Source organism: Rhizobium lusitanum (assembly GCF_014189535.1).
Classification (GTDB): Bacteria; Pseudomonadota; Alphaproteobacteria; order Rhizobiales; family Rhizobiaceae; genus Rhizobium; species Rhizobium lusitanum_C.
Genome location: NZ_CP050308.1, coordinates 2,362,129 through 2,386,731, shown reverse-complemented (window position 1 = coordinate 2,386,731; position 24,603 = coordinate 2,362,129). Strand labels below are relative to the sequence as shown.

Genomic DNA, 24,603 nt, shown 5'->3' with positions numbered 1-24,603 from the left:
GAGTTTCAATAGCAGACTATCAAATGAATGCGCCGAGATAGGTCATCTTGCCAACCGGCAGGCCGCGACTGCGCAGAATGGCGTGCACTGTCGTGACGTGGAAAAAGAAATTCGGCAGGGCGAAGGTTGTCAGCAGACCTTCGCCGGTGAAGACCATCGTCTTGCCGCCGGGAGAAATCGTCACTTCACGGCTTTCGCTGCCTGCCATCGTCTCCGGCGTAATCGTCGCCAGGAAATCCTGTGTCTTCTTTAGGCGTTCGCGCAGTTCGGCAACGGTCGTCTCGTTGTCCTCGAAGCGCGGCGCCTCGATGCCGGTCAGCCGGGCGATCGTGAGCTTGGCGCCGTCGGAGGCGCGCTGAAACTGGCCGGAGAGCGGCAGCATGTCATCGATGAGCCGTGCACCGATAAGCTCCTTGGGATCGATGCCTTTCTCCGCGGCATAGGTCTCGATTGCATCGAGATAGGTCGCAAGGATTGTAAGGCCGCGCTGAAAGACGGGAACTGAGAAACTGTACATTGTGGGCATGCTGGTTCTCCATTGTCGGCCGGTGGGGATATTCGGCCCGATGTCGTCGGCGTTTTACGCCACTTCGATGTCGATGGAATGTCCGTTCCATCGGATCGAGTGGCCCTGATGTGGGTTCGAACACCGCCTTTTACAGCCTTTCGCCGTTGAAAATTCCCTTGTCGTCCGCCGCCCGCCGTCTCCGCCGGGACGATTGTAAAATAGTGTTGACGTTTCACCCTGGAAATGGAATAAATATTCCGCACAATGAATTTAACGGTTTGTTTGTTCCGTTTTAAGTCCGCTGTTATGGGAGTGATGGCGGCCTGGATTTTTGGCCCTGCGGTCGAAACCGAGGGTTCCGGTATCAATGAGGGGTGTGGCCGGACACCGCAATTGGGAGGAAAATCATGAGAAAACTTATTCTTGGCTCCGCTATGGCGCTGATGCTCTCGACCGCGGCGCATGCCGAAACTATCGGCGTGTCGATGGCGCTGTTCGATGACAACTTCCTGACCGTTCTGCGCAACGGCATGCAGGATTATGCCAAGACGACGCCGGGCGTGAAGCTGCAGGTCGAGGACGCACAGAACGATATCGCCAAGCAGCAGAGCCAGATCCAGAACTTCATCGCCAGTAAGGTCGATGCCATCATCGTCAACCCGGTTGATACGGATGCGACTGCTGCCATTTCGAAGCTGGCGGCAGAAGCGAAGATCCCGCTGATCTTCGTCAACCGCGAGCCGGCAAACGTCGACAGCCTGCCGGAAGGGCAAGCCTTCGTGGCCTCCAACGAGCTGGAATCCGGCACGCTGGAAGCCAAGGAAGTGTGCCGTCTTCTGGGTGGTAAGGGTAAGGCCGTCGTCATGATGGGCGAACTGTCCAACCAGGCAGCCCGCATGCGCACCAAGGACGTGCATGACGTTCTCGCCACCGACGAATGCAAGGGTATCACCATCGTCCAGGAACAGACTGCCAATTGGCAGCGCACCCAGGGCGCCGACCTTGTGACCAACTGGCTCTCCAGCGGTCTCGAATTCGATGCGGTCATCGCCAACAATGACGAAATGGCGATCGGCGCGATCCAGGCGCTGAAGGCTTCCGGCAAGTCGCTGGATAAGATCGTCGTTGCCGGTGTCGACGCGACGCAGGACGCCTTGGCCTCGATGCAGGCCGGCGATCTGAAGGTCACGGTGTTCCAGGACGCCGCCGGCCAGGGCAAGGGCGCCGTTGATGCCGCGCTGACGCTTGCCAAGGGCGGTAAGGTCGAGAAGAAGGTCTACATTCCCTTCCAGCTCGTGACGCCGGCAAACGTCAAGGACTTCGTCAAGAAGAACTGACGCCGTCGCTATCGACGGATGCGGGCGCGTGAGCCCGCATCCTCACAAATTCCGCCACATTACGGGAGAGAAAAGATGGTTGTCAGCCCATCCACCATGGCTGCGGTGCGCGCCAGCGGCGTGGTTCCCAATGCCGCTTATCTGTTGAGCGCCGAAGGCATCCGCAAGGAATTTCCGGGTGTGGTGGCCCTCGATGACGTTTCCTTCCGTTTGAAGCGTGGCACGGTGCATGCGCTGATGGGCGAAAACGGTGCCGGCAAGTCGACACTGATGAAGATTCTGGCCGGCATCTATGTACCGGATCAGGGCGAAGTGCTTCTGAAAGGCGTCGCGATCCGCCTGAAATCACCGCTTGATGCGTTGGAAAACGGCATTGCGATGATCCATCAGGAGCTCAACCTGATGCCGTATATGACGGTTGCGGAGAATATCTGGATCCGCCGCGAGCCGAAGAACCGCTTTGGCTTCGTCGATCATGCAGAGATGAGCCGGAAGACGGAGGACCTCTTCCGTCGTTTGAACATCAACATCGATCCGGAAATCCAGGTGGGCGAGCTTTCGGTCGCCAGCCGCCAGATGGTCGAGATCGCCAAGGCGGTCTCCTATGATTCTGACGTCCTGATCATGGACGAGCCGACCTCGGCGCTGACCGAGCGTGAGGTTGCGCATCTCTTCGAGATTATCCGGGGTCTGCGCGAGCAGGGCATCGGCATCGTCTACATCACCCACAAGATGAACGAGCTGTTCGAGATCGCCGATGAATTCTCGGTATTCCGCGACGGCAAATATATCGGCACGCACGCGTCGACCGACGTCACGCGCGACGACATCATCCGCATGATGGTCGGCCGCGAGATCACCCAGATGTTCCCGAAGGAAGAGGTGCCGATCGGCGAGACGCTTCTTTCCGTCAAAAATCTCAACCTGGATGGTGTTTTCTCCGATATCTCCTTCGATGTCAGGGCCGGCGAAATCCTCGGCGTTGCCGGGCTGGTCGGCTCCGGCCGCTCGAATGTCGCCGAGACGCTGTTTGGCGTGACGCCGGCTTCCTCAGGCACGATCGAGTTGTTCGGCAAGCAGGTCGACATCTCCTCGCCGGCGGTGGCGATCAGCCATCGCATGGCCTTCCTGACGGAAGACCGGAAGGACACGGGCTGTCTGCTGATCCTCAGCGTGCTCGAAAACATGCAGATCGCCGTGCTGCAGGACAAATTCGTCCGTGGCGGCTTCGTGCAGGAGGGTGCGGTCGCGGACGTTTGCGAGGAGATGGCGCGCAAGCTGCGCGTCAAGACGCCGAACCTCGACGAACGCATCGAGAATCTCTCCGGCGGCAATCAGCAGAAGGTGCTGATCGGCCGCTGGATGCTCACCAATCCGCGCATCCTGATCCTGGATGAACCGACCCGTGGCATCGACGTCGGTGCCAAGGCGGAGATTCATCGCCTGGTCACGGAAATGGCGCGCAACGGCGTCGCTGTCATCATGATCTCCTCGGAGATGCCGGAAGTGCTCGGCATGAGCGACCGTATCATGGTGATGCATGAGGGGCGGGTGACCGGTTTCCTCGATCGTGCGGATGCAACTCAAGTGAAGGTGATGGAGCTGGCCGCGCAGTGACGCCGCCAATTATCGCAAGGGAGGATTGAACCATGGTTAGCAAAGTTGCAGAGACGGTCGCACCGTCGCTGACGCGTTCGAGGCGCAGTCGCGTGCCGCCGGAACTCGGCATTTTCCTCGTGCTGATCGGCATCGCGCTCCTCTGCGAGATCCTCGGCTGGATCTTCGTCGGCCAGAGCTTCCTGCTCAACATTCAGCGCCTGAAGATCATGATCCTGCAGGTCTCGGTCATCGGGATCATCTCGGTCGGGGTGACGCAGGTCATCATCACCGGGGGCATCGATCTATCGTCGGGCTCAGTTGTCGGTTTGACGGCGATGATCGCGGCTAGTTTCGCCCAGTCCTCCACATGGACCCGGGCGCTTTATCCCGCGCTTACCGATCTGCCGTTTTTCGTTCCGATCGGTGTCGGCCTGCTGATCGGTCTTGCCGCCGGCTATGTGAACGGCCTGCTCATCACGAGAACGAAGATACCGCCTTTCATCGCCACTCTCGGCATGATGGTCTCGGCGCGCGGCCTGTCGAAGCTCTACACCAAGGGACAGCCGATCTCGGGCCTCACCGACCAGTTCAACTTCATCGGCACCGGCATCTGGCCCGTCATCGTCTTCCTGGTGGTCGCGTTCGCTTTCCATATCGTGCTGCGCTACACGCGCTACGGCAAGTTCACCTATGCGATCGGCGCCAACATTCAGGCGGCGCGCGTCTCCGGCATCAATGTCGAGGGGCATCTGGTCAAGGTCTATGCGATCGCCGGTCTGCTGGCGGGTCTTGCGGGCATTATCACGGCGGCCCGCGTCCAGACGGCGCAGGCCGGTATGGGCGTGACCTACGAGCTGGACGCGATTGCAGCGGCCGTCATCGGTGGCACCTCGCTCACCGGCGGCGTCGGGCGCATCGCCGGCACGGTGATCGGCACGGTCATCCTCGGCGTGATGATCTCAGGCTTCACCTTCCTGAACGTCGACGCCTATTATCAGGAAATCGCCAAGGGCGTTATCATCATCGCGGCTGTGGCCATCGACGTCTATCGTCAGAAGAAGCGAGCGAAACGTTAGAACAGCCGAGGCTTTCACGGATGTCTCAAGGCGGGGGCATGACACTGATCGGCGTCGATCTTGGCTCTAACCTCTCCCTACCGGCTTGCTGGCCACGATTTTGTGGCTTGCCGCTTTACGCCGGTAGGGCCCGCACTGGGGGCATGGGCTTTCCTCAAGCTAGGCATCATCGTGATGTTTCCGGCGCTGATCCTATCGCTGGCCGTCCTTTTGTTGGTCGGACGGAGAGCTTGGCAAGCCCATTCGTTCTGGAGATTGTAGCCAATACCAATTAACTGCGATTCTCGCTGAAATGTTGGTTCGTTTTGGATCTGCACTTCAGTGGCGGGCAGATGTTAAGATGCGGCTATAGCCTGCCCGGGGTCATGGCGGCGGGAAGCGGCCGTGGCTGGTCGTGGTTCTGCATTATGCAGAGCGCCGATAATTCTCCGGAGCGGAGTTGAACTCGGCGTCACAAACACGGTTTCGGCCTGCGGCTTTAGCCAAATACAAGGCGCGGTCGGCTTCCCGGCAAAGATCCGAGAGTTCCGAATATTCCTGCACGGTTCTTGCTATACCAATGCTCGTGGTCACGGTCATCTCGGTCCCAAGTGTAGGATAGCGAAGCTCCGCGACGGCTTGGCGGATCCGCTCGGCATGGAGTAATGCGTCCCCGGCTTTTGCAGGTAGGAAAACTATGAATTCCTCTCCCCCGTGACGCGCAAGCAATGCCGACTGCGGTAAAATCGATTGCACCGCCTGAGCCATCGTCGCGAGAACTTCGTCGCCTGCTGCATGCCCCCAACGATCGTTCAACTGTTTGAAATGATCTATATCGAGATACAGAATTGCATCGCCCCGTAGGGGCTGCTTGGGCGCGTTCGCATTGAAAAAGCGACGATTGTGAAGGCCTGTAAGAGCGTCATGATCGGCCAGATGCCGAATCTTCATATGCTGGCGTTCGCTGATGAAAATCACGATCGCAATCGCGAGCACGAACTTTGAAAGGATCATCAGGAAAAAGCCGCTCGCCACATCGAGGAGAGGAAAGGCGTCGAACCAGAACTCCAGACCCATGATCAAGGAGAGGAGGCTGGCAGCTGCAAGAATCGCCGCAACGAGTTTCCGGATGGGAAGCGGCTCACGGTGTGCATCAAGGAACACGACGGCCGCCGTGGCCGCCATCGTCAAGCAGCCGAGAAAAGTAAAGGTCGTGGCTCGATACGTGTTGTTCAGATGGAATGCTGTGATCAATCCCGTGGCTAGCGTCACTGCTGCAGGTATAACCACGAATACCGTCTTGATTTTCCGCTCGGGGTTACTGATCACGATAAAGGCCAACCCGAGCAGGCAATATCCCAGTACCGCAAGAACGATATTGATGAGGCTGAGAGGACCGTAGAGCGCGGGATGGATTTCGGCATGTCCGGCAAGGGTTGAGCCTCCAGCCAGGACAACGAAACTGGCCGCGAGCAGTCCGACCCCGCGGCTTTCGGTCGAGGTAGCTCGCAGATACCCTAAGGTCATTGCACCGGCGATATAAGATGTCTTCTGTAAGAAGAGCACCGTTGGCATATCAAGTTCGTTGATCATCAAGTAATGCACCAATGGTCATTCAATGGCGCCGCATTATCTGGAAGAGTTGAATATTTTGCGAACATTGACGGAAATCTAGATTTCCGGTTCTTCCTCAAATTATTTGGTAAACAGACCGTGTAGGCACCGGAAATGTGGACGACGAACTTTCACGGACGCGACGGCGTCAAATAGCCAAGGGCTGTGTGAGGACGGCTCTCAATGTAATCCCTACGCCAGGTTTCGAGTGTCCGTCGCGACGTTGCGGATACCAGAATAGTTGCGGCCATCAAGCCGCAGTCTTTTTCCATCCCGCCGCGAGCAGACCGGCACCGATCATCAGCGTTCCGCCAGTTCGATTGACCAGACGTTGCACGCTTGGCTTACGGATCGTCTTTCGGGCCATTGAGGCCATGAGACCATAGGTGGTGGCATTCAACGTCGCCAGAGTGAGGAATGTCACCTCAAAGACGACCATCTGAAAAGTGATGGGCTGCGAGGTGTCGAGGAATTGCGGAAGAAAGGCGACGAAGAAAATGATGCTCTTCGGATTGAGCGCGGTCACCGCATAGGTGTGCAGGAAAATTCGGAACGGCCGCTCTTTCCCCGCCCCGGTGTCCTCCGTTTCTGATGCTCTGTCAGAGACCGGAACGCGCCAGAGCTTGATGCCGAGATAGATGAGATAGGCCGCGCCAATCCACTTGAGGCCGGTAAAGATCGCAGCCGATGTGGCAAGCAGCGCGCCAAGGCCAAGCATGGAGGCGGTCATTGCCGTGAAGTCGCCAAGCGCGACCCCTGCAACGGTTGCTGTCGTCGCCTTGCGCCCATGCCCGAGGGCGTAGGATATGACGAGAAGGATTGTCGGTCCGGGGATCGCCAAAAGCACGGCGGATGCGGCGACAAAGGCAAGCCAGTGTTCGACAGACATATGATGCTCCCAACTATTTTAGTGGAGCAATCCACAAGACCAAACGCTTGGCAAGCGTCGTCGCAAAATTTCCGAATGAGACGACACACTTACTTCTGACCGTTGCTCCCGCTTCTGTCCGCCTGCACCCTTCATGCTGATGAAGATTTTTTTCATTTAGGGATGGCGAATCCTGTCATCTTTTCTATTCTGGCCGCTTTCCCTCTGCTCGTTCGAGCTTTTATCCAGGATAGACGATGCAATCCGTATTCGATGGCCATAACGATGTTCTGCTGAGGCTCTGGCATCATACAAATGAAGGTGCCGATCCAGTCGCCGAATTCAGGGATGGGATAGCGACCGGTCATATCGATGCGCCGCGCGCCAAGGCGGGGGGTCTCGCCGGCGGTCTCTGCGCCATCTATATCCCCTCGGGCCATCTCGTCTTTGCAGAACCCGACCGCAACGGCCACTATGCGACGCCGCTCGCGGCACCGCTGGAGCGGACGCCGTCGCTCGATATCGCGCTGGAAATGGCGGCGATCGCGCTCAAGCTCGACCGCGCCGGCGCCTGGAAGCTTTGCCGCTCGACCGCCGAAATCCGCGACAGCATGGAAAAAGGCATCTTCGCCGCCGTCATGCATATGGAGGGTTGCGAGGCGATCGACGTTGATCTTGTCGCGCTCGAGACTTTCTATGCCGCCGGCCTGCGCTCGCTCGGCCCCGTCTGGAGCCGCAACAACGTCTTTGCCCATGGCGTGCCGTTCGCCTATCCAAGTTCGCCGGATACCGGTCCCGGCCTGACGGATGCAGGTTTTGCGCTGGTGCGCGAATGCAATCGGCTGGGTATCGTCATCGATCTCGCCCATATCACCGAAAAAGGTTTCTGGGATGTGGCGAAGACATCGGACCAGCCGCTGGTTGCCAGCCATTCCAATGCCCATGCGCTGACCCCGGTCGCGCGCAACCTCACCGACAAACAGCTCGACGCCATCAAGGAGAGCCGTGGGATCGTCGGCCTCAACTATGCGACCGCCATGCTGCGCGAAGACGGCCGCTCGGATGCCGACACGCCGATCGAGGTGATGATCCGCCATCTCGACCATCTCATCAAACGCGTCGGCATCGATTGCGTCGGGCTCGGATCGGACTTCGACGGGGCGACTATCCCGGCAGATATCGGCGATGCCGCCGGCAATCAAAAGCTGATTGCCGCTCTTCGGAACGTTGGCTATGGTGAGGCCGATCTTGCGAAGCTGTGCAGGGAGAATTGGCTTCGTATTCTGGCGTCCGCCTGGGGAGAGGGCAGCGCCTCGCGTGCATAATCAGACTGATAAAAATCCAAATAAGGGAACAAGAATATGATGATCACCAGGATGAACCGCAGCTTCCGCGCCCTTTCGGCCGGCGCGGCTCTCTCGATTTTGCTCGCGGCGGCGCCGAACGCCTTCGCCGAAACGCCGAAGGATACGCTGGTTGAAGGTTTCGCCTTTGACGACATCCTCAGCATGGACCCGGCTGAGGCCTACGAGCTCTCCGCCGCCGAAATCACCGGCAACACCTACAGCCTGCTTGTCCGCCTCGATATCAAGGATACCTCCAAGATCCAGGGCGATCTTGCCGAGAGCTGGTCGGTTTCCGACGATCATCTGACCTATACGTTCAAGCTGAAGCCTGGCTTGAAATTCGCCTCCGGCAATCCGATCACCGCCGATGATGTGGCTTATTCCTTCGAGCGCGTGGTCAAGCTTGACAAGAGCCCGGCCTTCATTCTCACCCAGTTCGGCCTGACCGGCGACAACGTCACGGAAAAGGCAAAGGCCACCGATCCGAACACCTTCGTCTTCACTGTCGACAAGCCCTATGCGCCGAGCTTCGTGCTGAACTGCCTGACCGCCACCGTCGCCGAAGTGGTCGACAAGAAGTTGGTCCAGCAGCACGTCAAGCCGGCGACGCCGACGGCCGACTACAAGTATGACAACGACTTCGGCAATAGCTGGCTGAAGACTGGCTTTGCCGGTTCCGGCCCGTTCAAACTGCGCGAATGGCGCGCCAATGAGGCAGTGGTTCTCGAGCGTAATGAAAATTTCTACGGCGACAAGCCGAAGCTTACCCGCGTCATCTACCGCTTCATGAAGGAAAGCTCGGCGCAGCGTCTGGCGCTGGAGAATGGCGATATCGACATTGCCCGCAATCTGTCGCCGACCGATCTCGCCGCCGTGGAAAAGAACGCGCAATTGGCCTCGACCAGTGCGCCGAAGGGCACGATCTATTACATCAGCCTCAACCAGAAGAACCCGAACCTTGCCAAGCCGGAAGTGCAGCAGGCTTTCAAATACCTGATCGACTACGACGCCATCGGCAAGACGCTGATCAAGGGCATCGGCGAAATCCATCAGACTTTCGAGCCGAAGGGCCTGCTTGGCGCGCTGGACGAAAATCCGTTCAAGCTCGATGTCGCCAAGGCCAAGGAACTGCTGGCCAAGGCCGGCCTGCCGGACGGCTTCTCCGTGACCATGGACGCGCGTAGCATCGAGCCGGATACCGGCATCGCCACCACGATCCAGCAGACGCTCGGTCAGGCTGGCATCAAGGTGGAAATCATCCCCGGCGACGGCAAGCAGAAGCTGACCAAATATCGCGCTCGCAATCATGACATCTATTACGGTCAGTGGGGCAACGACTATTGGGATCCCCATTCCAACGCTGATACTTTCACGAACAATCCTGACAACTCTGATGCCGGCACCAACAAGACGCTTGCCTGGCGCAATACCTGGACGACGCCGGAACTCGACAAGGAAACAAAGGCCGCCCTGTTCGAGATCGATACCGCCAAGCGCACCGCCATGTATCAGGATATCCAGAAGAAGTACCTGGAAGCCAGCCCCTTCATCTTCCTCTATCAGCAGACGGAAGTGGCCGGCTATCGCAAGGACGTGAAGGATTTCAAGCTCGGTCCAAGCTTCGACACCAACTTCGTATGGCCGATCTCGAAGTGATAATCCGGCAGGATTGATCCCTTGAGCACTGTCGAACGGAAAATGGAGGTGCGGCCCAAAAAGGGCCGTACCGCGCCCATTCTAATGGGCGTCTTGCGCTTCCTGGTCGTTGCCATCACGACCTATCTCGGCCTTCTGGCCGTCACCTTCTTCATCGGACGGGTGATCCCGATCGATCCGGCGCTGGCGATTGCCGGCGACCATGCGCCTGCGCAGGTGATTGAACGCCTGCGCCGCGAAATGCATCTCGACCAGCCGCTGTATCAGCAATTCTACTTTTATCTGGTGAGCGCGCTCACCGGCGATTTCGGCACCTCGGTGCTGACGACCAATCCGGTGATGGACGATATAAGGCGCGTCTTTCCGGCGACCATGGAACTCGCGACCGTCGGCACGATCATCGGAGCCGTCTTCGGCGTTCCCTTCGGCGTGCTTGCCGCCGTGCGCCGCAACAACCTGATCGATCAGGTCGTCCGCGTCATCGGTCTCGTCGGCTATTCGGTGCCCGTCTTCTGGCTGGCGATGATATCACTCCTTATCTTTTATGCTGAGCTGCGCTGGGTGGCCTATCCCGGCCGCATCGACATTGCCTACGAATATACGTTCACGCCGATCACTGGCTTCTACCTGCTCGACAGCGCCATGCAGGGGCAATGGGACGTGTTCTGGGACGTGTTCCGCCACATCATCCTGCCCGCCTCGCTGCTCGGTTATCTGTCGCTCGCCTATATCAGCCGCATGACGCGCAGTTTCATGCTGAACGAACTGGGGCAGGAATATATCGTCGCTGCCCGCGCCAAGGGACTTTCGGAAACGCGGGTGATCTGGGGCCATGCGCTGCGCAGCGCCGCCGTGCCGCTGATCACGGTGATCGCGCTCTCCTATGCATCGCTGCTGGAGGGGTCGGTGCTGACGGAGATCGTGTTCTCCTGGCCGGGCATCGGCTTTTACATCACCAGTTCGCTTCGCAATGCCGATATGAACGCCGTGCTCGGCGGCACCATCGTCATCGGCACGGTTTTCATCGGCATCAACCTGCTTTCCGATCTGCTCTATCGGACCCTCGATCCAAGGACGCGACGTAAATGACGGCTGGGACCACGCAAATTGGCTGGCGTGACTGGCTGCTGTCGGACCGGCCGCAGTCGCGCCGGCAGGCAAGGCTCGGGCGCGCCTACGTCACCTGGCGGCAATTTTCCGCCAATCGCCTCGCCGTCGTCGGATTGCTGATCATCCTCGCACTTGTGCTGATCGCAGCACTTGCCGATGTCATCGCCCCGCATTCGCCCGTCATCGGCGATCTCAGCAACGCCTATCTGAAGCCGCCGGGTACGGAGGGCTACCTTCTCGGCAGCGACGATCTCGGGCGCGACATCCTCTCCCGGCTGGTCTACGGATCGCGCTGGACCTTGTATATCGTCGTGCTCGTCACAGTCATCTCTGCGCCGATCGGCCTGATCATTGGCATGGTCGCCGGCTATCTGGGCGGCTGGGTCGATACCGTGCTGATGCGCATCACCGACATCTTCCTTGCCTTTCCGAAGCTGGTGCTGGCGCTGGCCTTTGCTGGCGCGCTCGGCGCCGGCATCGAAAACGCCGTCATCGCCATCGCCATCACCTCCTGGCCGCCCTATGCGCGTCTGGCAAGGGCCGAGACGATGACGGTGCGGCGTTCGGACTATATCGCCGCCGTGCAGCTGATGGGCGCCTCGTCGCTACGCATCATCTTCCGCCACGTCATGCCGCTTTGCATTTCCTCGTTGATCGTGCGCGTCACGCTCGACATGGCCGGCGTCATCCTGACGGCCGCCGGTCTCGGCTTTCTCGGCCTCGGCGCGCAGCCGCCATTGCCGGAATGGGGCGTGATGATCGCCAGCGGCTTCAAATACTATCTCGACCAATGGTGGGTGGCGGCCATGCCTGGCATCGCCATCCTGATCGTCAGCCTCGGCTTCAACCTGCTCGGCGACGGCCTGCGCGATGCGCTCGATCCGAAGGAGAGCGGCCAATGACGACGATGTTGACGGTCGAGAACCTGAAAATTCACTATCCAACCCGCACCGGTGTCATCGAAGCGGTGCGCGGCGTCTCCTTCACGCTCGGCCGCGAGCGGCTCGGCATCGTCGGCGAGAGCGGTTCCGGCAAATCGCAAACCGGTCGCGCCATCATGGGTCTGACGCCGCCGCACGCGCTCGTCAGCGCCGACAGGCTGAATTTCAACGGCATCGATCTGCTGTCGATCTCGCCTAGGGAGCGCCGGTCGCTGCGCGGCAAGCGCATCGCCATGGTGCTGCAGGACCCAAAATATTCGCTGGACCCTGTGATGCCCATCGGCAAGCAAATCACCGAAACGCTGCGCACGCATGAAAAGGTTGGCAGGGGGGGAAGCGCGCGACCGCGCCATGGCCATGCTGGAAGCGGTGCAGATCCGCGACCCGAAGCGTGTCTACGACCTGCATCCGCATGAAGTTTCCGGCGGCATGGGCCAGCGCGTGATGATCGCGATGATGCTGATCGCCGGGCCGGAGCTGTTGATTGCCGATGAGCCGACCTCGGCGCTTGACGTTACCGTGCAGCTCGATGTGCTCCGGATCATAGATAAGCTGGTATCGGAGCGTGGCATGGGACTGATCTTCGTGTCGCACGACCTGCGGCTGGTCTCCTCCTTCTGCGATCGGGTCATCGTCATGTATGCCGGTAAGATCGTCGAGGAATTGAAGGCTTCCGAGCTGAACAATGCGCAGCATCCCTATACGCGTGGCCTGCTGAACTGCATGCCCGTGATCGGCGAAAACCGCCATCCACTGCCGGTTCTCGACCGCAAGCCGGAGTGGGCGGCATGACGGCGGCGCTTTCTGTTGACGGTCTCAGCGTCGTATATGACGGTTATTATGCTCTGGATGCGGTCAGCATCGATGTGAACAGGGGCGAATCCTTCGGCCTCGTCGGCGAGTCCGGTTCTGGCAAGTCGACTTTGTTGCGGGCCGTTGCAGGTCTTGCGCCGGTCAACGGCGGCACGATCCGTATCGACGGCGAGACGCTGAAGGGCTCGAAGCGCGCCAAGTCGTTCTATCGGCAGGTCCAGATGGTGTTCCAGGATCCCTACGGTTCGCTGCATCCGCGCCAGACCATCGATCGGCTGCTGCTGGAGCCGCTGGCGATCCACGGCATTGGCGACAGCGAGACGCGCATTGCCAGGGCGCTCGATGAGGTCGGTCTTGGCAGCGGTTTCCGGTTCCGCTATCCCCACCAGCTTTCCGGCGGCCAGCGTCAACGCGTGGCGATCGCCCGCGCCCTGATCGTCGAGCCGTCCATTCTGCTGCTCGATGAGCCGACCTCGGCGCTGGATGCATCCGTGCAGGCGGAAGTGCTCAATCTGCTGGAGCAGGTGCGCAGGGATCGCCACCTGACATTCGTCATGGTCAGCCACGACCTCGGCGTTGTCACCCATATGTGCGAGCGCCTCGTGGTCATGCAGAACGGCGCCATCGTCGAGCGGCTGAGCGCGAAAGATCTGGCGGCCGGCAAGGTCGAGGAAGACTATACGCGCAATCTGATGATCGCGAGCAAAGGGTTTGTTCGCGATTGAGCGCCTGCGCTCATTGAGCCTTTAGTCGACCCCGTGGGGGAACTGAGCCAATGACGCCAACGGATCATCGCCTTAGTGAAAACTAAAAATTGAAGCTTCTCGACTGAGGAGAAACGAATGGACCAACTTTTCGAAAGTGCGGTTCGATCAAGCGGGGATCTTGCTGGAGTGTTCGAGTTCGATGGCGATGTCGGCTACTTTTATCTTTGTGCGACCGAGGAAAACAAGGCAGTAAGATAGTAGATTCAATAGGAATATTTTTGAATACGCCTATGTCTTCTTTGCCGAGCATTGCAGTTGAATGGGACGCCAGCGAGCAAAATGTCGGGCTGGTAATAGATGGCATATTGTGGGCCATATTTGACTGCACCAACGGGAAAAAATTCGGCGAGGCATATAGTAAAAACACCAAGCCGAATTTCTCAACTGACGTAGCTCAAGGGTTTCGGAGAATGTGAATTTTGAGCTATAGACGACCAATCGTATAGACTATTGACACGTGCCGCATTTCTGTCATGATGTTGTTAATGACGGTTAACTTTCGTGATCCTTACCGGGTCGTACACGAGTGGAGGCAGGCATGTTTTTCATGGGTGGAATGACCATGGGCTATCTTCATCCGCCGATTCCGGCGAAGGAAGAGGACGTCTTGACTGTTACTATACCGGAAGAAAAGAGCCGTCATCTGATCGGCCAGCCCGAGACGTCGGCTTCTGAATCAAGCGCCGTGGAGCGCACCTTGATCTGGGCTCGCCGTATTCTCTGCTGAGCTCTTGCTCCGCCGATTATCGAGCCCCACCTGAAACCAGTGGTTTATTTTTCCCCTCGCGGCCCTCTGGACGGAAAATTATCTCTACCTAATTGATAGAGACTATATAAATGTCAGGCATGGGCTCGTCCCCTGCGACAATAAAAAATCAACGGAGGCAACACATGGCGAATTTGGGTATGTCGAATACGCATGTGAACCGGTTCGATGCTTCGAAGCGTGCTGCTGCGACGCGGCACAAGATCCACACCGTGATCAACGTTGCGCTGTGTTCCGCCGCGTTCATTTTCGTTGCCGCCATCGTTTGCGGCATCGTGGTCTGATTTTCATTTTGGAGATGATGCGATCGGGTTTGACCGATCGTGGCTGAGGCGTTCTTCTCTCGCCTGTTCCCTAGGGACGATAGTATTTCATCGTGCCGATGTTCAGGTCTGGTCGGCTGTGACTGGCGGCTTGCTCCGCCTCTTTCCAAATTCAATCCTTCCCCCACGGTAATTCTTCTTCCGGCATGCGGCCAGAACTTTGCCGGACAAAGAAATTTTGTCCTGCCCAATAGAATGCGCCTCGTTAAAACAGTAAGCTCCGCCAAAATACAAAAATAGATTGGGGCGGAGGCATGACCAAGGTGGAGGCTGGGCGCAGCGGCAGGCGGAGTAGTGCTCTTGATGCGAAGGCAATTCTGAAACAGGATCCACACGCCCTGCGCGACGCGAAGGAGAACAACCTCGAAATGGCGATCGGCCATGAGGTTCGTGCCTATCGCAAGAAGCTTGGCATCACCGGCGCTGATCTCGCCTCGGCCACGGGCATATCGCTCGGCATGCTGTCCAAGATCGAAAACGGCAATACCTCGCCGTCGCTCACCACGCTGCAGGCCCTGGCGCGGGCGCTCGGCCTGCCCGTCACAGCATTTTTCCGGCGTTTCGAGGAGAAGCGCAATGCCGTCTTCGTCAAGGCCGGCGAGGGTCTGGAGATGGAGCGGCGGGGTACGCGCGCCGGTCACCAGTACAATCTGCTCGGCCATATCGGCAATGGCTCCAACGGCCTGCAGGTCGAACCCTATCTCATTACCCTGACGGCCGATTCGGATGTATTTCCAGCGTTTCAGCACGCAGGTCTGGAATTGATCTATATGCTGGAAGGCGAGGTCAAGTATCGCCACGCCGACAAACTCTATGCCATGCTGCCCGGCGACAGCCTGTTCTTCGATGCCGATGCGCCGCATGGCCCGGAAGTGCTGGTCAGTCTGCCGATCCGTTTCCTGTCGATTATTTCCTATCCGGAAAAAAGTGGCGCTTGAGACGAATTTGTGAATCTTTTGAGGGAGTTCAGTTTAAGTTCATCTTCTGCGGGATATGGAGGGCTCAGTCTGAAATACCCTGCTTCCTGTTTGCAAGAAGTCAGCCCAAGGAGAATGCCTCGTGACCCTGATCGATTGTTTTTGACATAACGGGACTGCTGTCGGAACCATCCGGCCGCGTCTCAAGTTTCATGGGAGCCTGTTTCGAATGGTGGCGTAAAAATTGCCATGATCCCGAAAAAGAGCCCATGAAAATCTTCGCCTGAATCGTTTGTTCTAAGCCGCCACCTCCAGTTCACCCCCTTCGCGCGCCGGGAAGCGAAGCAAAAGGGTCCAAATGTGTGAATGGTTGTGTCGGGCAGGACAAAGACATCAAAGGCGATAATGCCTGTCACTCTGTTTGGACCCAGAACCCGAATCCATGACGACTCAAAATCTCTCCACTGTTTCGCTACGCGCTTCTGACGCCAAGCAGATCGATCACAATGAATCGATCCGGGCCACCTATTTCTCCAACGAGCAGATACGGGAATGCGGCGCGACGTTCGCCCGCAACGGCGTCAAGACGACGCTGCCGGGCTTTGCGCCTTTCGACTTCTTTGCGCGTCATAAGGAGAACGAGAAGGAGATCCTTCGGGTCTACCGTTCGGCCAATGCCGATGTCGACGCGGGCGAATCGATCACGCCGGCGGCCGAATGGCTGCTCGACAACCACTACGTCATCGAAGAGGCGATCCAGGAAGTCCGTCGCGATTTCCCGAAGAAGTTCTACGATCAGCTCCAGACGATCACCATCGGCGGCATGGTCATGCCGCGCACCATGGCGCTCGCCTGGCTCTATGTCGCCCATACGCACAGCTCCGTAACCAACCAGGGCCTGCTGGCGCTGGTGGAGGGCTTCCAGTCCGTTGAGATGCTGAAGATCGGCGAATTATGGGCGGTTCCGTCGCTGGTGCGCTATATCCTGGTCGACAATCTGCGCCGTATCTCCAGCCGCGTCGAGCAGAGCCGCATCACGCGCAAGAAGGCCAATGAGGCCGTCGATGAGTTGATCCGCCTCAACGACGACGCCAAGGTCGCCGAATTCCTGAAGACGCTCGAGCCCTATACGTCGGACAATACCTTCGCGACGCAGTTCCTCTATCGCCTGCGTGATGGCTCGCACACCTCCGGCCTCGCCGTCACCTGGATGGAAAAGCGCATGGCGGATGCCGGCACGGACGCTGAAAGCGTCATGATGGCCGAGCATAACCGGCTGTCGTCCGGCAATGTGACGATGGGCAACATCATCAAGAGCCTGCGTCTGATCGACGATACGGACTGGTCGGTCTGGGTCGAAGAGGTCAGCGCGGTCGACAAGCTGCTGTGGGACGAGACCGACTACGCCAAACTCGATCCCGGCTCGCGCAACAGCTATCGCCGCCGCATCGAAAAGCTCGCCCGCCGTTCCAAGAAGACCGAAATGGAGATCGCCCAGGTCGCCATGGCGATGACGGAAGCCGCCAAGGCTTCGGGGGAACCGCAGCCGCAAGAGCCGAATATCGGCGACTACATCATGGGCCAGCAGACGGAAAAGCTGGAAAAGGCGATCGGTTATCGCCCCTTCCTGTCGGCGCGCTTCGTGCGCCAGTGGCGCAAGCTCAACTGGCTGGCGATCGCAGCGCCCGTGATGCTTTTGACAGCCCTTGTACTGGCTGTCGTCGGCTATTTCATGATTCAGGCCGGCATGGGCTGGGCTGAAACCATTCTCATGCTGCTGATGTTCTCGCTGCCGGCGTCCGAAGGGGCGACGGGCCTGTTCAATTTCGTTGTTACCATGTACCTGACGCCGGCGCGCCTCGTCGGCTATGAGTTCAAGGAAGGCATTCCGGAAGAGGCCCGCACGCTGGTCGTCGTGCCGACGCTGATCGGCAACCGTGATAGCGTCGACGAGCTCGTGCGCAATCTCGAAGTCCATTACCTCGCCAATCCGCGCGGCGAAGTCTATTATGCGCTGCTCAGCGACTGGCCGGACAGCCAGGAGGAAGAGAGCGAACGCGATCTGGAAATCCTGGATTATGCTCGCCGTGAAGTCGCCAGCCTTGCGGCCCGCTACGCCGAGGACGGCCAGCAGCGCTTCTATCTCCTGCATCGCCGCCGTCTCTACAATCCGGCCGAAGGCTCTTGGATGGGTTGGGAGCGCAAGCGCGGCAAGCTGCACGAGCTGAACCTGCTCCTACGCGGCGACCGCGACACCACCTTCCTGCCCGGCGCCAATACCGTGCCGAAGGACGTCAAATACGTCATGACGCTCGATTCCGACACGCGTCTGGTGCGCGATACGGTCACGAAGCTCGTCGGCAAGCTGCATCATCCGATCAACCGGCCGGTCTTCGATCCGGATACCAAGCGCGTCGTTCGCGGCTATGGCGTATTGCAGCCGCGTGTCACCCCGTCGCTGACGACCGGCAAGGACGCCTCGGTGTTCCAGCGCGTCTTCTCGGTCAATCGCGGTCTCGACCCTTACGTCTTCGCCGTTTCCGACGTCTATCAGGATCTGGTTGAGGAAGGCACGTTCACCGGCAAGGGCCTCTATGATGTCGACGCCTTCGAGGCATCGCTGAAGGGCAAGATCGATGAGAATGCCGTTCTCAGCCACGATCTGCTCGAAGGCTCGATGGCGCGCTGCGCGCTGGTGACCGATTGCGAGCTCGTGGAAGACTTCCCGATCCGCTATGAAGTCGAAGTCTCGCGCCAGCATCGCTGGGCCCGTGGTGACTGGCAGCTCCTGTCCTACCTCTTCAATCCGAAGCGCGGCGTCACCGGCCTCGGCCGCTGGAAGATGATGGACAATCTGCGTCGTTCGCTGACGCCGATCGCCTGGTTCTTCGCCTCGGTTCTCGGCTGGTATTTCATGGGGCCGTTCGCCGCCCTGATCTGGCAGATCCTGCTGATCTTCTGCCTGTTCGTTGCGCCGACGCTGTCGCTCATCAACGGTATCATCCCGCGCAGCAGCGATATCATCGCCCGCGCCCATCTCTATACGGTCTGGACGGATATCCGCGCCGCCAACGCGCAAGTGGCGCTGCGTATCGTCTTCATTGCGGACAGCGCCTGCGTCATGGCCGACGCCATCGGCCGCTCGCTTTACCGCGCCTTCGTCAGCCGCAAGCTGATGCTGCAATGGCGCACCGCCGCCAGCGCCCAGGCCGCGGCGCAGACCACCATTCTCGGCCATTACCGCGTCATGTGGCATGCACCGGTGCTGGCGCTGCTGGCTCTCGCCTTCGCATCGCTGTCGGGTGACAATGCCTTCCTCGTCGGTATTCCCTTTGCGCTGCTCTGGGTCCTGTCGCCGGCGATCGCCTGGTATGTCAGCCAGTCGGCGGAAACCGAGGACAAGCTCGAAGTGCCGGAAAGCGTATCGTCGGAACTGCGCAAGATCGCGCGGCGCACCTGGCGCTATTTCGACACCTTCGTCGTCGAGCAGCAGAACCACCTGCCGCCGGATAACGTGCAGCAGACGCCGCATCCGGTTGTTGCCTCGCGCACCTCGCCGACCAATATCGGTGTCTACTTCCTCTCGATTATCTCGGCCCGCCATTTCGGCTGGATTTCCTTCGAGGAAACCATTGATCGCATGGAAAAGACCATGGCGACGGTCGAGAAGCTCGAAAAGTTCCGTGGCCATCTCTGCAACTGGTATCATACGGACACGCTGAAGCCGATGGGCGCGCGCTATGTCTCGGCGGTCGACAGCGGCAATTTTGCCGGTCACCTGATCGCCGTGTCCTCGGCCTGCCGCATCTGGGCGGAAGCCCCGTCCGCGCATATGCAGGGCAATCTCGACGGCGTCGGCGACGTCGCCGGCATCCTCGCCGAAATACTTGCCGAGCTTCCCGATGACCGCAAGACGGTGCGCCCGCTGCGTCATCGCCTGGAAGAGCGTATCCTCGGCTTCCAGAACGCGCTGGCGGCGGTCAAGCGCGAGCATGAGTTCGCGTCTATCCGCATCATCAACCTTTCGGTCCTGGCGCATGACATCCAGAAGCTTGCCGCCAATCTCGACCACGAGGTCAAGTCGCCGCAGAGCGGCGAGGTGCTCACCTGGTCGCAATCGCTGGTGAAGGTCTGCGAAGGCCATATCGCCGACAGCGTCTTCGATCTCGCCAATGTTGACGCGCTGCGTCAGCGCCTGGCGAAGCTGCGCGACCGCATGCGCGAAACCGCCTTCGGTATGGAGTTCGCCTTCCTCTATCGTCCGGAACGGCGCCTGCTCTCCATCGGCTTCCGGGTGGAAACCAACGAGCTTGATGCCGCCTGCTACGACTTGCTGGCGTCCGAAGCCCGTCTCACCAGCCTGTTCGCCATCGCCAAGGGCGACCTGCCGACGGAGCATTGGTATCGCCTCGGCCGTCAGGTCGTGCCTGTGGGCTCGCGTGGCGCGCTGGTCTCCTGGTCCGGTTCGATGTTCGAATATCTGATGCCGCCGCTCGTCATGCAGGAGCGTCAGGGCGGTATTCTCAACCAGACCAACAATCTGATCGTCCAGGAACAGATGAATTATGCCAAGCGCCTTGGCGCCGGCATTCCTTGGGGCATTTCGGAAGCGGCTTTCAACGCCCGCGACCATCAGATGCAATATCAGTACACCAACTTCGGCGTGCCCTCGCTCGGCCTGAAGCGTGGTCTCGGCCAGAATGCCGTCATCGCGCCCTATGCCTCCATCCTCGCCAGCCAGTATCGGCCGGAAGCGGCGCTCGAAAACCTGCAGAAGCTGCGCAAGGTTGGCGCGCTTGGGATCTACGGCTTCCATGATGCTGTCGATTTCACCCCGACCCGCGTTCCCGAAGGCAAGAAGTGCGCGGTGGTCTTCAACTACTATGCCCACCATCACGGCATGTCGATTGCGGCTGTTGCCAACGTTGCCTTCAATGGTCGACTGCGTGAACTCTTCCACGCCGATCCGGTGATCGAAGCGGCCGAACTGCTGCTGCAGGAAAAGGCGCCGCGCGATATTCCGGTCATGGCCGCCAAGCACGAGAGCGACCAGCCGGCCAATATCCAGGAAGACATGCTGCGTCCGGAGATCCGCAAGATCGCCGATCCGGCCACGCAGGACCGCGAACTCGCCTTCCTCTCCAATGGCCATTATTCCGTCATGCTGACGGCGACCGGCGCCGGCTATTCGCGCTGGAACGGCCTGTCCGTGTCGCGCTGGCGGCCCGATCCGACGGAAGACCGCTGGGGCACCTTCATCTTCCTGCGCGATACCGTGTCCGGCCAATGGTGGTCGACGACTGCGGAGCCACGCAGCATCGAAGGCGAAAAGGTCAAGGTCGCCTTCAGCGACGAAAAGGCGGAATACAGCAAGACTATTGGTGACTTCACCAGTGAGGTCGAGTGCATCGTTGCGACTGAAAACGATGCCGAAGGCCGCCGCGTCACGCTGCTCAACATGGGTTCGGAAGATCGCTTCATCGAAGTGACCTCCTATCTCGAGCCCGCGATTGCCACCGACGACGTCGATTCCGGCCATCCGGTCTTCGCGCGCATGTTCGTGCGCACCGAGATTGGCGGCAGCGGCGATGTGCTGCGCGCCGAGCGCAACAAGCGCGACTATAACGAGCCGGACATGGCGATCGCGCATCTGGTCGTCGACAATGCCGGTTCCGAGCGTCCGACGGAATTCGAGACGGATCGCCGCAAGTTCCTCGGCCGTGGTCGCACGCTTGCCGAGGCCGCCGCCTTCGATCAGGGCGCGACGCTGTCGGGCACGGAAGGCTTCACGATGGATGCCTGCCTGTCGCTGCGCCGTGTCGTGCGCGTGCCGGCCGGCAAGAAGGTCAGCGTGATCTTCTGGACCATCGCCGCGCCGAACCGCGAAGAGGTGGACAAGGCAGTCGAGCGTTACCGCAATCCGGATGCTTTCGCAGCCGAGTTGACGCAGGCCTGGACGCGCACGCAGATGCAGATGCGCCATGTCGGCGTTTCTTCACAGCAGGCGGCCGCATTCCAGAAGCTTGCCCGCTACCTCGTCTATCCCGACATGCATCTGCGCGCCGACAGCGCCACCGTCCTTGCCGGTCTGCATTCGCAGTCGGCGCTCTGGCCGGTGACCATCTCGGGCGATTTCCCGATCTTCACGCTGCGCATCAATGACGAAATCGATATCGAGATCGCCAAGGAAGCGCTGAGTGCCGGTGAATACCTGCGCTCGCGCGGCATCGCCGCCGATCTGGTGATCCTCAACGAATGCGCCGCCGAGCATGCGCAGGCCATGCAGCACGAGCTGGATGCGCTTGCCGATCATATCCGCCACAATCAGGGGGATGGGCTGCGCCAGCACATCTTCGCGGTGCGCAAGGATCTGATCGAAAACGAGACTTATCAGCAGATCCTCGCCTCTTCGCGCGTCGTCTTCCATGCCCGCAACGGCAAGCTGGTCGACCAGATCGCCCGGGCGGCGACGCTGTTCGGGTCGTCGCCGAAGGATGACCAGGCTCCGGTCGATCGCCGCGCCGTGGTGCTTGCACCACAGGAATCGGTGTTTGCGGCCACAGAACTGGGAGCGCAGACCGATCTCGACTTCTGGAACGGCTACGGCGGCTTCGCCGAAAACGGCCGCGAATATGTCGTCCGGCTTGCCGGCGGCCAGTCGACGCCTCAACCGTGGATCAACGTCATCACCAACGAGCGCTTCGGCTTCCATGTGGCCGCCGAAGGCGGCGGCTTCACCTGGAGCCACAATTCGCGCGACTATCAGTTGACCCCATGGACCAACGACATGGTCATCAACCGTCCGGGCGAGGCGCTTTATGTGACCGATCTCGACAGCAATACGGTGATGACCCCCTATGCGGGCCTGTCGCGCAATCCAAAGGTACAGTTTGAGGCCCGCCACGGCCTCGGCTATTCGGTTTTCTCGAGCGAAGAGAACGATATCGCGCTGGAACTGACGCAGACGGTCGATCGCGATCGTCCCGTGAAGGTCTTCCGCCTGCGCGTCAGCAACAAGGGTAAGGGCACTCGGCAGCTGCGGCTTTACAATTATGCGGAATGGGTGCTCGGCATCAATCCGCACAAGACCAAGCCCTTCATCCTCTCGTCGCTGGACGAGGAGACGGGCGCGCTGTTTGCCAACAATCCCTACAGCATCGACTATTCCAAGCGGGTCGCCTTCATGGCGGCAAGCGAGGCGCATTCGAGCTTCTCGGCCAGCCGCCGCGAATTCATCGGCCGTCACGGCACGGTGCAGATGCCGGAAGCCGTTGTTTCCGGTGCCGTCCTCTCCAACTCGACCGACCTCGAAGGCGATCCCTGCGCAGCACTCGCCTTCGACCTGACCGTCGGTGCGGGTGAAGAGAAGGTCGTCTGCTTCTACATGGGCGATACCGCCTCTCTCGAGGAGGCGCGCGCATTGGTGGCCGAGATCCGCAAGACGGATTTCGAGACCGTGCTCTCGGCAACCCGAGGCTTCTGGGACGGCTTTACCGGTCGTCTGCAGATCTCGACGCCAGACAAGGCGATGAACAACATGATCAACGCCTGGCTCCCCTATCAGAGCCTCGGTTGCCGCATCATGGCGCGTACCGCCTTCTATCAGGCTTCGGGCGCCTTCGGCTTCCGCGACCAGTTGCAGGATACGCTGGCCTTCCTGACGCATGCGCCGGAACTTGCGCGCAAGCAGATCGTCAATGCGGCGCAGCGTCAGTTCCGCGAAGGCGACGTGCAGCATTGGTGGCTGCCGGGCAGCGGCGCCGGCGTGCGTACGCATATCTCGGACGACGTCGTCTGGCTCGCCTATGCGATCAACCAGTATTGCACGGTGACGGGCGACAAGTCGCTTCTGGACGAAGAGCTTGCCTTCGTCGAGGGTGCCGCGCTGATGCCCGGCACGCATGACGCCTTCTACCAGCCGACGGTGTCGGAGGATAAGGTCAGCGTCTACGAGCATGCGGCGCTGGCGCTCGATCTCGCCATCAAGCGCAAGGGTGGCAACGGCCTGCCGTTGATCCTTGGCGGCGACTGGAACGACGGCATGAACCGCGTCGGCATTCAGGGCCGTGGCGAAAGCGTCTGGCTCGGCTGGTTCCTGGCCGGCACGCTCACCGCCTTCCTGCCCTATGCGGAAGCACGCGGCGACAAGGAGCGTGTCGAGCGCTGGACCAAGCATGTGCCCGAACTGCGCAAGTCGCTGGAAACGGCGGGCTGGGACGGCAACCATTATCGCCGTGGCTATTTCGATGATGGCAGCCCACTCGGTTCGAACGAAAGTTTCGAATGCCAGATCGATTCGATTGCGCAGTCCTGGAACATTCTCTCCGGCGAAGGCGATCCCAAGCGCGGCGAGACGGCGATGAACGCCGTTCTCGAAAAGCTGGTCGACGATGACAACCGGATGATCCGGCTGTTCACGCCGCCTTTCTCCAAGTCGACGCGCGATCCGGGCTACATCAAGTCCTACCCGCCGGGTGTCCGCGAAAATGGCGGCCAATATACCCACGCCGCCACCTGGGTGGTCATGGCTCTGGCGGAAATGAACCGCAGCGACGATGCCTGGCATTGCTTCGAGATGTTGAACCCGGTCAACCATGCACTTGATCGGGATCAGGCCGATACCTATCGCGTCGAGCCCTATGTCATCGCCGCCGACATCTATGGCGAGGGGCAATTGACCGGTCGTGGCGGCTGGACCTGGTATACAGGCTCGGCCGGCTGGTTCTATCGCGTCGCGATCGAGGGCATTCTCGGTATCCGCGTCAAGAACGGTCGCCTCTACGTCAAGCCGGCGCTACCGTCGACGTGGGACGGCTTTGCGGCGGACCTCGATCTGCCGAGCGGAAAATACCGCATTTCCGTCTCAAAAGCGCCCGATGCGAGCGGATACTCAGTCACAGTGAATGATAGGGCACTTGCTAATCCCGAAGAGGGCTATCCGATCGAACAGTAACGCTTTTGTGCACTGTTTTGCATTGATCGA

The 24,603-nt window shown here is 59.7% G+C and carries 17 protein-coding genes and 1 pseudogene; 14 read left to right on the top strand and 4 right to left on the bottom strand.

Annotated features, from left to right (window positions below):
* Positions 1-19 precede the first annotated feature (19 nt).
* Positions 20-526, bottom strand: a complete 507-nt coding sequence (locus HB780_RS25220; protein ID WP_183690133.1) for a DUF1993 domain-containing protein — start codon at positions 524-526, stop codon at positions 20-22.
* Between the two features lie 389 nt (positions 527-915).
* Here HB780_RS25220 and HB780_RS25215 point away from each other — a divergent pair, with 389 nt between their 5' ends.
* From HB780_RS25215 to HB780_RS25205, 3 genes are all read left to right on the top strand, one after another.
* Positions 916-1,845, top strand: a complete 930-nt coding sequence (locus HB780_RS25215) for a sugar ABC transporter substrate-binding protein (protein WP_183690131.1) — start codon at positions 916-918, stop codon at positions 1,843-1,845.
* A 75-nt stretch (positions 1,846-1,920) separates the two neighbouring features.
* Positions 1,921-3,462, top strand: a complete 1,542-nt coding sequence (locus HB780_RS25210) for a sugar ABC transporter ATP-binding protein (protein WP_183690128.1) — start codon at positions 1,921-1,923, stop codon at positions 3,460-3,462.
* A 32-nt stretch (positions 3,463-3,494) separates the two neighbouring features.
* On the top strand, positions 3,495-4,520 hold the full coding sequence (locus tag HB780_RS25205; protein ID WP_183690126.1) for an ABC transporter permease: 1,026 nt from the start codon (positions 3,495-3,497) through the stop codon (positions 4,518-4,520).
* A gap of 405 nt (positions 4,521-4,925) precedes the next feature.
* Here HB780_RS25205 and HB780_RS25200 read toward each other — a convergent pair whose 3' ends face one another.
* The 3 genes from HB780_RS25200 to HB780_RS25190 form a co-directional block, all read right to left on the bottom strand.
* On the bottom strand, positions 4,926-6,092 hold the full coding sequence (locus tag HB780_RS25200) for a GGDEF domain-containing protein (RefSeq protein WP_183690124.1): 1,167 nt from the start codon (positions 6,090-6,092) through the stop codon (positions 4,926-4,928).
* A 152-nt stretch (positions 6,093-6,244) separates the two neighbouring features.
* Positions 6,245-6,364: an integrase core domain-containing protein gene (locus tag HB780_RS33395; protein ID WP_183690122.1), complete on the bottom strand. Its 120-nt coding sequence runs from the start codon at positions 6,362-6,364 to the stop codon at positions 6,245-6,247.
* On the bottom strand, positions 6,364-7,002 hold the full coding sequence (locus tag HB780_RS25190) for a LysE family translocator (RefSeq protein ID WP_183690120.1): 639 nt from the start codon (positions 7,000-7,002) through the stop codon (positions 6,364-6,366). Before HB780_RS25190 ends, HB780_RS33395 begins: the two co-directional genes overlap by 1 nt.
* Positions 7,003-7,238: 236 nt before the next feature.
* Between HB780_RS25190 and HB780_RS25185 the strand changes: the two genes are divergently transcribed.
* The 11 genes and pseudogenes from HB780_RS25185 to HB780_RS25140 all read left to right on the top strand — a co-directional run bounded on the left by HB780_RS25185 (position 7,239) and on the right by HB780_RS25140 (position 24,573).
* Complete coding sequence (locus tag HB780_RS25185) at positions 7,239-8,306, top strand: dipeptidase (RefSeq protein WP_183690118.1); 1,068 nt, start codon at positions 7,239-7,241, stop codon at positions 8,304-8,306.
* Between the two features lie 36 nt (positions 8,307-8,342).
* Positions 8,343-9,983, top strand: coding sequence for an ABC transporter substrate-binding protein (locus HB780_RS25180; RefSeq protein WP_183690116.1), 1,641 nt, complete (start codon positions 8,343-8,345; stop codon positions 9,981-9,983).
* 21 nt (positions 9,984-10,004) lie between these two features.
* Positions 10,005-11,072: an ABC transporter permease gene (locus HB780_RS25175; protein WP_183690114.1), complete on the top strand. Its 1,068-nt coding sequence runs from the start codon at positions 10,005-10,007 to the stop codon at positions 11,070-11,072.
* Complete coding sequence (locus HB780_RS25170) at positions 11,069-11,995, top strand: ABC transporter permease (RefSeq protein WP_183690112.1); 927 nt, start codon at positions 11,069-11,071, stop codon at positions 11,993-11,995. The genes HB780_RS25175 and HB780_RS25170 overlap by 4 nt, the downstream gene beginning before the upstream one ends.
* Positions 11,992-12,826: pseudogene (locus HB780_RS25165) on the top strand (ABC transporter ATP-binding protein). Before HB780_RS25170 ends, HB780_RS25165 begins: the two are co-directional and overlap by 4 nt.
* A complete protein-coding gene (locus HB780_RS25160) occupies positions 12,823-13,572 on the top strand; it encodes an ABC transporter ATP-binding protein (RefSeq protein WP_183690110.1) in 750 nt (249 codons plus the stop codon). Before HB780_RS25165 ends, HB780_RS25160 begins: the two are co-directional and overlap by 4 nt.
* A gap of 117 nt (positions 13,573-13,689) precedes the next feature.
* A complete protein-coding gene (locus tag HB780_RS33230; RefSeq protein WP_286203065.1) occupies positions 13,690-13,812 on the top strand; it encodes a hypothetical protein in 123 nt (40 codons plus the stop codon).
* Positions 13,813-14,152: 340 nt separating this feature from the next.
* Positions 14,153-14,341, top strand: a complete 189-nt coding sequence (locus tag HB780_RS25155) for a hypothetical protein (protein ID WP_183690108.1) — start codon at positions 14,153-14,155, stop codon at positions 14,339-14,341.
* Between the two features lie 164 nt (positions 14,342-14,505).
* Positions 14,506-14,664: a hypothetical protein gene (locus HB780_RS25150; protein ID WP_183690106.1), complete on the top strand. Its 159-nt coding sequence runs from the start codon at positions 14,506-14,508 to the stop codon at positions 14,662-14,664.
* A gap of 293 nt (positions 14,665-14,957) precedes the next feature.
* On the top strand, positions 14,958-15,641 hold the full coding sequence (locus HB780_RS25145) for a helix-turn-helix domain-containing protein (RefSeq protein ID WP_286203064.1): 684 nt from the start codon (positions 14,958-14,960) through the stop codon (positions 15,639-15,641).
* 421 nt (positions 15,642-16,062) lie between these two features.
* Positions 16,063-24,573, top strand: a complete 8,511-nt coding sequence (locus HB780_RS25140; RefSeq protein ID WP_183690104.1) for a glycoside hydrolase family 94 protein — start codon at positions 16,063-16,065, stop codon at positions 24,571-24,573.
* Positions 24,574-24,603: the final 30 nt, after the last annotated feature.